Origin of the sequence: Streptomyces sp. NRRL B-24572 (genome assembly GCF_002156145.1) — a bacterium.
Classification (GTDB): domain Bacteria; phylum Actinomycetota; class Actinomycetes; order Streptomycetales; family Streptomycetaceae; genus Streptomyces; species Streptomyces vietnamensis.
Window position 1 is genome coordinate 1 of record NZ_MWIG01000016.1, and the last position, 10,436, is coordinate 10,436.

Consider the following 10,436-nt stretch of genomic DNA (forward strand, 5'->3'; position numbering starts at 1 on the left):
CCCCCCGGACCCGCCACCACACTGGTCGTCCCTCCCCAGCGGACCGGCGAGGTCGCCGTGCTCCTCCCCCCGGACATCAGCCCGCTCGTCGGCCGGCACGCCGAACTCCTCGCCGTACAGGGCGGTCTCGCGGCCGCCGCCGAGCTCTCCATGCGCTCCGCCCCGGTACGCCTCCTCGTCACCGGACCCATCGGCTCCGGTAAGACCGCACTCGCGGTGCGGGCCGCCCACACCTGCTCCGACCTGTTCCCCGACGGCGTGCTCTTCGCCCGGGTCGCGGAGCAGGACGGAGCACCGCTCGGCGAGGACCAGGTGCTCACCCGGCTGCTGCACGGCCTCGGCCGCCAGCCCCCGCCCGGCACCGGCCTCGACGAACTGCTCCGGCTCTACCGGATCGGCACCCACGGCCGCCGGCTGCTGATCGTCCTGGACAACGTCCTGCCCGAGCAGGACATCGAACAGTTCGTGCCCAACAGCCCGTTCGCCGCCGTGGTCATCACCAGCCGCCACCGGCTGCCCACCGTGACCCACACGGACACCGTCTCCCTCGGCGCCCTGAGCACCACGAACGGGGTCGAGCTGCTCGCCGCGATCGGCGGCGAGGAGACCGTCCTCCAGGACCCGCCGGCGGCCCGCGCCGTCGTCGAGTTCTGCGACGGACTCCCCCTGGCACTGCGCCTCGTGGGCGCCAAGCTCGCGGCCCGGCCGGTCTGGTCCATCGGCGACCTCGCCTCCCGGCTCGCCAACCCGCACCGCCGGCTCGACGAACTGTCGTACGGGCCGCGGAGCATCCGGGAGCCCCTGATGGCGGTCGTCCGACAGCTGCCCGCCGAGGCCCGGGCGCTGCTGCCCCGGCTCAGCCGACTGACCGAGCCGGAGTTCGACGCCCGGATGCTGGCCGCCGACCCGGCCCAGGAGGCCGCCGTCGAAGAGCAGTTGGACCGGCTGGCCGACGCCTGGTTCGTGACCGCCTCGTCCCTCGACGACCAGGGCAGGACCCTCTTCACCCTCACCTCCTTCGCCCGGCTCGTCGCGGTCGACCTGGCGGCGGCCTGCCGGCAGCAGGACCAGAGGGAGCACGAGGAGCGCGAGGACGGGGAGCCGAACGCCTTCGGCGAACTGTCCACCTCCGGATCGGGGATCACCAAGCGGCTCTGAAGTCCGGAGGCGCGGCGGCCCCGGTGTCACCGGTACGCACCGGCGGCACCGGGGCCGTCACCCGCGGGAACCGTCCTCAGTCCGACATGGCCACCAGGATCCGGCGGGAGCCCTCGAAGGGGCGGCGCCCGTGGGCCGTCAGGACGTTGTCGATCAGCAGCACGTCGCCGACCCGCCAGTCCACGTCGACGGCGAGCTCGAGGCCGCGGTCGCGGATCTGGGTCACGTACGCGTCGGGGATGGGGGTGCCGTCGGCGAAGGTCACGTACTGCGGGAACTCCTCGGGCGGAAGGATGTCGTACAGCTCCTTCGCGGTCTCGTCGCCGAGGCCCGCCGGGTGCCACTGGTCGGCCTGGTTGAACCACACCTCGGCACCGGTCACCGGGTGGGTGGTGACCGCCTGCCGGAGCTGGCTGACCCGGATGCCGTCCGGGCCCCACTCCCACTCCGCCTCGGACTCGGCGAGGAAGCGCTCCACCTCCGCCCGGTCGTCGGTCTCGAAGGTGTCCTGCCAGCTCTTGCCGAGGCCGTAGCCGTCGTGCAGGTTCTGCACGTACCGGATGCCGCCGGCGAAGGCCTCGCGGACCTCGGCGTCGAGCGAGGCGAGCCACAGCGCGCCGTCCACGACCGGGGTGGCGCCGCCGGACTCGGCCGCCGTCTCGCAGTAGAAGGCGAGCCGGGCCGGCCAGCGGCGGGCGTAGTTCAGCTCGTTGTGCATGGAGATGGTGAAGCGCTGCGGGTACTCGGTGGAGGTGTAGAGGTTGCCCTTCACCCGGGTGCGGGGCGAGTTGCCGTGCACGTACGGCAGCCGGTTGGGCAGCAGGCGGTCGAGGACCGGCTCGACCGACTCGGGCGTCACGCCGAAGCCGCGGAAGACCAGCGCCTTGTGCTCGGTCAGCAGCTCGGTGAGGCCGTCGGCGCCCAGGTCGCCGAGGTGGTCGGCGAGCCCGCGGCCGCCGGCCTCGTCGGCGGTGATCTCGCGCGGGGTCCAGGCCCGGTCCGCCAGCGGTGCGGTGGTCATGAGGTCTCCTGTCTCTTCCGGTCCGTGGTGGGGATGCAGGTGGGGGTACGGGTCACCGGGCGGCGATCTCGTTGAGCTTCCCGAGCTTCTCGATGCCTTCGAGGACGGCCCGGGACTCCACGCCGAAGTCCACGAGGCAGCCGATCTCGTCGACGCCCAGCGCCTGGATGTGCGGCAGCAGTTCGGCGGCGCGCTCGACGCTGCCGAAGAGGCCGCCGGTCTCGAAGTAGCGGTCGAAGGCCCGGGCCGCGAGGTAGTCCATGTCGTCGGCGTTCAGCTGGGAGAGGTCCATCTCCTTGCCGGTGAACGATTTGGCGGTGAGGTTCGCCGAGCTCTTCAGGTAGTGGGTGAAGGGCTCGCGGACCAGCTCGCGGACCCGCTCCAGGTCGTCGCCGAGGAGGGTGTGCAGCATGAGCACCACATGGCCGGTCCAGCCGTCGTGCTCGGCGGCGGCGACCCGGCGGTACTCGGCGATCTTGCCGGCCACCTCCTCGAGGGTCTGGCCCAGGAGGTGGGTCAGGACGCCGGCCCGCATCCGGGCGGCCGCGCGGAAGGTGTCCACGCCGCCGGCCGAGGTCAGCCAGATCGGCAGCTCCCGCTGCACGGCGGGCGGATAGGCGCGGATCTCGACCGGACGTCCGAGGCCGTCGGCGGTGGCGAGCGCCTCGCCGCGCCAGAGCCGGCGCACCTCCTCTGCGGTGTCGCGGACGAGGGTGCGGCGCTCCGCGTAGTTCTCGGGCCGCAGGGCGAAGTCGACCGTGTTCCAGCCGGAGGCGAAGGCGACGCCCGCCCGGCCGCCGGAGAGGTTGTCGACGACCGACCACTCCTCGGCGATGCGCGCCGGGTGGTGGAGCGGGGCCACGACGCTGCCGGCCCGGATGCCGATGCGCTGGGTGCACATGGCGACCGCGGCGCCGAGGACGGCCGGGTTCGGGTAGGCCCCGCCGAAGGGGTCGAAGTGCCTCTCGGGCGTCCACACGGCGGCGAGCCCCGCCCGGTCGGCGAGCTTCGCCCCCTCGACCAGGAGCTCGTACCGGCCGGCTTGGCCCGGCGCGGTGCTGTCGTGCGCGAAGTAGAACAGGCTCAGGTCCATGATCGGTCCTTCGGGTGGGTCGGGTGGGACGACGGGAGAACGGGGCCGGCCGCTCCCGGGCCGGCACGGACCGGGCCCCGGGGGCCGTTCGGGCGGGCGGTACCGCCAGGCCGTTCAGACCGGGGCGGAGCCACGGGACCGTCCGGGCCGGGCGCCGCCGCGGAGTCGTTCAGGCCGGGGCGCCGCCGCGGGACTCCGGATCGGGAGCGTCGGCCGACGGGTCGGCAGGTGTGTCGGCGGTGGGTTCGGCGGTGGGGATTCTGGCCCTGCGGACGGACGGGACCAGGCCGGTGCTGAGGGCGACCACGGCCATGGCGACGGCCGTGAACCGCAGTGAGCGCGCCCCGTCGAAGGTCTCCAGGAGCCAGCCGCCGCCGAACGCGCCGACGGTCGCCCCGGCCGCGGTGACGAGCCCGGCGAGCGCCGCCACCCGCCCCTGGAGCCGGTCCGGGGTCGTGGTCATCTGGTAGACCGCGGTGGCCACCCCGAAGACCGCGCCGATCAGGTTCATGGCACCGAAGAGCAGGCCGAGCGCCACCGGCCCGGAGGCTGCCGACATGCCGCCCATCAGCACGGCCCACAGGGTGAAGCCGCCGACGAGGAGCGCCGGCATGGGCAGCCGGGCCATCCACCAGCGGGCGCTCAGCGCCCCGAGCACCCCGCCGCAGCCGCTGATGCCGAGCAGCAGGCCGACGGTGGACTCCGCATGGCCCTCCTCCTTGACGAGGACCACGACGAGGGCGAGCGAGACGACCTGGAGCAGCCCGGTGGCGAGGGCCACCAGAGGCAGCGCCGAGCGCAGCACGGGCTGGGTCCGCACCCAGGCGAGTCCCTCGGAGAGGTCCTCGCGGATCCGCCGCCGCCCCTCGGCCGCGGCCGGCCGGCAGTCGGCCCTGATGAGCCGGACGTTGACGGCCGCGACGACCGCGCCGAACGCGGCGGCGAGGTAGGGGCTCCAGCGGGACCAGGTGAACAGGACCGTGCCGGCGGGCCCGCCCAGGAGGCCCGCGATCCTGCCGCGGGCCTCGTTCTGAGCGAGCGCGGAGGGCAGCTGCCTGTCCGGTACGACGGTGCGGACCGCGGCCCGTTCGGCCAGGCTGGACACGATGGCCAGGGAGACGTCCGCGGCGATCAGCGCGAGGAGCGCGCCGATGCCGAGGACGTCGAGCAGGACCATGGCCGCCACCGCGGCGAGGACGGCCGTCCGGCCGACCGCGCACACCTGCATGACCCGGCGCCGGTCCCACCGGTCGACGAGCACGCCCGCCGGCAGCTGGACGACCGCGTACGGGAGGACGGCGGCGGCGGAGGCGAAGCCCACCGCCCGCGCCGAACCGCCCGACACCTGGAGCGCGAGCAGCGGGTAGCAGACCCCGCTCATCCGGGAGCCGAAGAACTGCAGCCAGTTGCCGGTCCACAGCAGGAGGAAGTCGCGGTTGCGGCGCAGGGGCACCGCCGCGACCGTCTTCTCGTCGAGAACGGTCATGCGCCGAGCCTGCGGGGTGCCTCTACGCCGTTCCTACTCTCGGTCCCGGCGTCGAGGGCGTCGAGCCGTTCGGCGAGGATCCGGCCGACGTGGGCGACGGGACCGGGGCGGGTCATCAGCCCTTCGTGGTCGGAGTCGACCGGATGGTTCTCGACGGTGCCGCCGACGTGCGGCGCCCAGGCCCGGTGGCCGCGCTCGCGGACGAGCGCCCCCTGGTTGCGTTCGGCGGTGAAGAACAGCACGTCGCCGGTGAACCGGCCCGGTTCGAAGGACCACATGAGCCGGGTGTTGTTGACGTACACGTCCTTCATGGCGAGGATCTCCCGCTCCTCGAAGTGGGCCATCGCCCGGTTCTCGCGCTTGAGGAACTCGCGGTAGCGCTCCAGGGGGAAGCGGTCGGCGGTGAGGTCGGACTCCTTGAAGTCGAAGCCGATCGCCCGCAGGTTCGCGGCGACGATGTCCGTCTCGCTGGGCGGCCGGGTGCCGACGGCGTCGGCCACCGGGTAGGCGTCGAGGATCGCGAGCAGTTCGACCCGCTCGCCCCGGCGCTCCAGCTCCGTGGCGATCGCGTGGGCGATGACGCCGCCGACCGACCAGCCCGCGATCCGGTACGGCCCCGAGGGCTGGGTCTCGCGGATGCGGTCGGCGTAGTCCGCGGCCATCTCCTCGATGGTGGCGGGCAGTTCGCCGGATCCGTCGGTTCCGCGGGCCTGGAGGCCGTACACCGGCCGGTCGGGTCCGAGGTGGGCGAGCAGGCCGAGGTAGCACCAGCTGAGTCCGGCGGCCGGGTGGACGCAGAACAGCGGCGGCCGGGAGCCGGCGGCTCGCAGCGGTACGAGGACGGCGTGCGCGTCCTGCCCGGCCGCCTCGGGGGCGAGTTCCGCGACGAGCGCGGCGACCGTGGGGGCCTGGAAGACGCGGCGGAGCGGCACCTCGACGCCGAGGACGGCCCGGATGCGGCCGGCCAGCCGGGTCGCGAGGAGGGAGTGGCCGCCCAGCTCGAAGAAGTTGTCGTCGACGCCGACCCGCGGCAGGCCGAGGACCTCGGCGAACAGGCCGCAGAGCAGCTCCTCCTGCGGGGTGGCCGGCGGCCGGCCGGCGCCGGCGGCGGCCCCGAAGTCCGGGGCCGGGAGGGCCTTGCGGTCCACCTTGCCGTTCGGCGTCAGCGGCAGGCCCTCCAGGGTGACGACCGCCACGGGCACCATGTGCTCGGGGAGGGTCTCCTGGAGCCGGGACCGCAGGGTGGCGCCGAGGGCGGCCTCGCGCCAGCGGGCGGGGTCGTTGGCGCGGGGACGGTCGGTGCCGGGCGCGGTCGCGGCGCGGTGGACGCCGACGAGCGCGAGCTCCCCGGCATGGGCGGCGTCGAGCGCGGGCTTCCCCGCGCGGGCGGCGTCGAGCCCGGACTCCCCGGTGTCGGCGAGCGCGGACCCCCCGGCGTGGGCGGTGTCGACGAACACGGCGTCGAGCAGGCCCTCCTCGCCTCCGGTGGCCGTGCCGGACCAGGTGACGGCCACCCGGTAGCCTGCGCTCTCGCCGAGCGCGTACAGCTCCTCCGGGTCGGTTCCGGACCCGGAGGACGGGGTCGCACCGGGGTCGCGGACCGTGCCGTCCTCGAAGAGGGCGCGGACGGCGTCGGCCTCGTCGAGGACCCGGCCGTTCGGGATGCCGGTGAGGCGGAGGGTCTCCGGCCGGCGCGCGGCCAGCTCCTCACGGAGCCCGTCGGTGCCGGTGACGTCGGTGCCCCAGGTGAGGACGGGCGCGTCGGCGACCGAGCGGACGGGGGTCCCGGCGGTGTGCAGCACCGCGTCGTAGCGGTAGCGGGTGAGCTCGTTGTGGTGGGTGCCCCGGCGGACCCGGAGGTCCACGCCCGCGACGGCCGGAACGGTCTCGTGCAGACCGGTGAAGTACGCGGGGGCGAGGAGGAGTTCCTTCTCGTGCGCGACGCTCCGCTCGACGGCCCGGCGCAGCTCCGCCGGGTCGGCGTCCGGTCCGGCGCCGCGCAGCTCCACGGCGCCGCGCAGGGTGCGCAGCGTGCGCAGGTCGCGCACGTCGCCGACGAAGAGGCTGCCGCCGGGGGCGAGCAGTCGTGCCGCCTTGGCGAGGACGTCGGTGAGGTAGTCGGCGCTCGGGAAGTACTGGACGACGGAGTTGAGCACGACGAGGTCGAAGTGGCCGGCCGGGAGCCCGTCGGTGTCGTGGGCCGGACGGGTCTCGAGGCGGACCTTCGCGGCGAGTTCGGGGTGCGCCTCGACCTGGGTGCGGAGCCGGTCGACGACCGCTCCGGAGAGGTCGGTGCCCCAGTAGCTCTCGCAGTGCGGGGCGACGTGGGCGAGGATCAGGCCGGTGCCTGCGCCGATCTCCAGGACGCGGCGCGGCCGCAGTTCGAGGATCCGGTCGACGGTGGCGGCCCGCCACTCGCGCATCTCCGCGAGCGGGATCGGCTCGCCGGTGTACGTGCTCTGCCAGATGCCGAAGTCCTCGCCGAAGGTGTCGGAGCCGGGTTCGCCGTAGAGCGCGTCGTAGGCGGCCTCCCAGGCGTCGACCTGCTGGGCCTCGCTCTCGGTGTCGCGGCCGCCGTCGCCGGAGCCGGGGACGGCGTAGGCGACGAGCCGCTTGTCCCCGGGGGTGTCCTCGCGGGCGACGACCACGGCCTGGGCGACCTCGTCCTGGGCGGTGAGCGCGGCCTCGATCTCGCCGAGCTCGATGCGGAAGCCGCGGACCTTGACCTGGTGGTCGGTGCGGCCGATGTAGTCGAGGACGCCGTCCCTGGTCCAGCGGACGAGGTCGCCGGTGCGGTACATGCGACTGCCGGAGGGGCCGTACGGGTCGGCGACGAACCGTTCGGAGGTGAGGCCGGCGCGGTTCAGGTAGCCGCGGGTCACACCGGTGCCCGCGATGTACAGCTCGCCGGCGACTCCCGGGGAGACGGGGCGCAGTCCGGCGTCGAGCACGTACACCCGGGTGTTGCCGATCGGGCGGCCGATCGGGGGCAGGGCGCAGGTGTCCGCGTCGAGGGCCGCGGCGGTGGACCAGATGGTGGTCTCGGTGGGGCCGTAGACGTTGGTGAGGCCGCCGCCGAGCCCGTACAGGGTGCGGCCGAGCGGGCCGGGCAGGGCCTCGCCGCCGACGAGCTTGGCGAGGCCGCGCAGCACCTCGGGGCGGGTGGCCGTGAGGCTCTGCCAGGCGGTGGGGGTGGCCTGCATGGCGGTCGCGCCGGACTCCTCGACGAGGCGGGCGAGCGCGACGGGGTCCTTGACGGTCTCCCGGTCGGCGAGCACGAGCCGGGCGCCGTGCAGCAGCGGCACCCACAGCTCCAGGTTGGAGATGTCGAAGCCGATGGTGGTCACGGCGAGCAGCCGGTCGGTGCCGTCGAGCGCCATCCGGTCCTGCATCGTGTGGATCAGGTTGGCGAGGTTGGCGTGGGTGACGACGACGCCCTTGGGGCGGCCGGTGGACCCGGAGGTGTAGATGACGTACGCCGGGTTCCCGGGGCGCGGCGGCGCGGGCCGGTCGCCCGGCGGGGCGGTCTGTGCCGTGGTGCCGTCGAGCAGGGCGGCGGTGGCCGGTTCGTCGAGGACGAGCCGGGGGACCCCGGCGGTTCCGGGGGCGCCGTCGGCGGTGGCGCGGTCGGTGAGGACCAGGGCCGGGGCGGCGTCCGCCAGCATGTACGCGACCCGGTCGGCCGGGTACTCGGGGTCGACCGGCACGTAGGCCGCGCCCGCCTTGAGGACGGCGAGGAGGGCGGTGACCATGTCGGCGGACCGGGGCAGCGCCACGGCCACCAGGTCCTCCGGGCCGACGCCGCGCTCGGCGAGCGCGAGCGCGAGGCGGTCGGAGCGGGCGTCGAGCTCCTCGTAGGTGAGGGTGGTGTCCGCGAAGGCGAGCGCGGTCGCGTCCGGGGTGCGGGCGGCCTGGGCGCGGAACAGTTCGGGCACGGTCCCGGCCGGCAGGGCGCGGGCGGTGTCGTTCCAGTCGGTGAGGACGCGGCGCCGCTCGCGGTCGGGCAGCACGTCGAGGGCGCCGACCGGGGCGTGCGGCCGCTCGGCGACGGCGGTGAGCACGCCGACGAGCCGGTCCGCGAGGGCCTGGGCGGTGTCGCGGTCGAAGAGGTCCGTGGCGTATTCGAGGACACCGGCGATGCCCCCGGGGGCGCCGTCGGCGGTGTGCCGCTCCCCCAGCAGGAACATCAGGTCGAAGCGGGCGACGCCGGTGCCGACGCCCTGGCCGGTGGCGGCGACGTCCGGCAGGGCGCCGGGCTCCCGGTCCGGTTCGGCCGGGGTGCCGCGCCGGGCGACGTTGTCGAAGGTGAGCATGGTCTGGAAGAGGGGGTGCCGGGCCATGGAGCGGGCCGGGTTGAGGACGTCGACCAGCCGCTCGAAGGGCACGTCCTGATGGGCGTAGGCGGTGAGGTCGGTCTCGCGGACCCGGGCGACGAGCTCGGCGAAGCTCGCGGTGCCGTCCACCTCGGTGCGCAGGACGAGGGTGTTGGCGAAGAAGCCGACGAGGTCTTCCAGGGCGTCGTCGGTGCGGCCGGCGATCGGGGTGCCGATGGGGATGTCGGTGGCGCCGCTGAGCCGGGACAGCAGGGTGGCGAGGGCGGCCTGCACCACCATGAAGAGGCTGGCGTGGTGGTCCCGGGCCAGTTCGGCGAGCCGGGCGTGGGTCTCGGCGGGGACCTCGACGGCCAGGACGTCGCCGCGGTACGAGGCGACGGCCGGGCGGGGCCGGTCGGTGGGCAGGTCCAGTTCCTCGGGCAGGCCCGCGAGGGCCTCGCGCCAGTGGGCGAGCTGCCGGGAGACCAGGCTCTCCGGGTCGTCCTCGGAGCCGAGGAGCTCGCGCTGCCACAGGGTGTAGTCCGCGTACTGCACCGGCAGCGGCGCCCAACCCGGGGCGTCGCCCGCGCAGCGGGCGGCGTAGGCGGCCTTCAGGTCGCGGACGAGGAGCGGCATGGACCAACCGTCGGTGGCGATGTGGTGGACGAGGAGCAGCAGGACGTGCTCGTCGGGCCCGGTCTCGAAGAGGCGGACGCGCAGCGGCGGTTCGGTGCCGACGTCGAATCCGTAGCGGGCCTCCCGCTCCAGTTCGGCGCGCAGGCCGTCCTCGGTGGTGCGGACGGTCTCCAGGTCCGGTACGGCCCGCTCGGGGGCGAGGACGGTCTGGTACGGACCCTCGGCGTCCTCGGCGAAGACCGTACGGAGCGTCTCGTGGCGCTCGACGACGTCGGCGAGGGCGGCCCGCAGCGCGTCCCGGTCGAGCGCGCCGGAGAGGCGCAGTCCGGTCGGCACGTTGTAGGTGGGGCTGCGGCCCTCGAAGCGGTTGAGGAACCACAGGCGCTGCTGGGCGAAGGAGAGCGGGACGCGGTCGGGCCGGGGGCGGGCCGTGAGCCGGGCGCGGGCGCCGCCCGCGGCGTCCAGGACCTCCGCGAGTCCGGCGACGGTCGGCGTCTCGAAGAACTGGCGGATGCTCAGTTCCTTGCCGAGCGTGGCACGGACACGGCCGACCAGGCGGGTGGCGAGGAGGGAGTGGCCGCCGAGGGCGAAGAAGTCGTCGTCGACGGTGACCTGCGCGACGCCGAGGACTTCGGCGAACAGGCCGCAGAGGATCTCCTCCTGCGGGGTGCGCGGGGCCCGGCCGGCGCTCCGCGTGCCGTACTCGGGCGCGGGCAGCGCGGCCCGGTC

Annotated in this window: 5 protein-coding genes; 1 reads left to right on the forward strand and 4 read right to left on the reverse strand. The window is 74.9% G+C overall.

Annotation, left to right across the window (positions count from 1 at the left end):
- Positions 1-1,158 (forward strand): NB-ARC domain-containing protein (locus CCN56_RS00935; RefSeq protein WP_256961643.1); only part of this gene is annotated, 1,158 nt, incomplete at its 5' end.
- Positions 1,159-1,234: 76 nt separating this feature from the next.
- On the opposite strand, the gene CCN56_RS00940 is transcribed toward CCN56_RS00935, so the two are convergent.
- From CCN56_RS00940 to CCN56_RS00955, 4 genes are all read right to left on the reverse strand, one after another.
- A complete protein-coding gene (locus CCN56_RS00940; protein WP_179199622.1) occupies positions 1,235-2,179 on the reverse strand; it encodes a TauD/TfdA family dioxygenase in 945 nt (314 codons plus the stop codon).
- Between the two features lie 52 nt (positions 2,180-2,231).
- Positions 2,232-3,272, reverse strand: coding sequence for a MupA/Atu3671 family FMN-dependent luciferase-like monooxygenase (locus CCN56_RS00945; protein ID WP_086822221.1), 1,041 nt, complete (start codon positions 3,270-3,272; stop codon positions 2,232-2,234).
- A 169-nt stretch (positions 3,273-3,441) separates the two neighbouring features.
- On the reverse strand, positions 3,442-4,758 hold the full coding sequence (locus CCN56_RS00950) for an MFS transporter (protein WP_086822224.1): 1,317 nt from the start codon (positions 4,756-4,758) through the stop codon (positions 3,442-3,444).
- Positions 4,755-10,436: non-ribosomal peptide synthetase (locus CCN56_RS00955; protein ID WP_143664384.1), on the reverse strand; the 5,682-nt coding region annotated here is incomplete at its 5' end. The genes CCN56_RS00950 and CCN56_RS00955, both read right to left, overlap by 4 nt.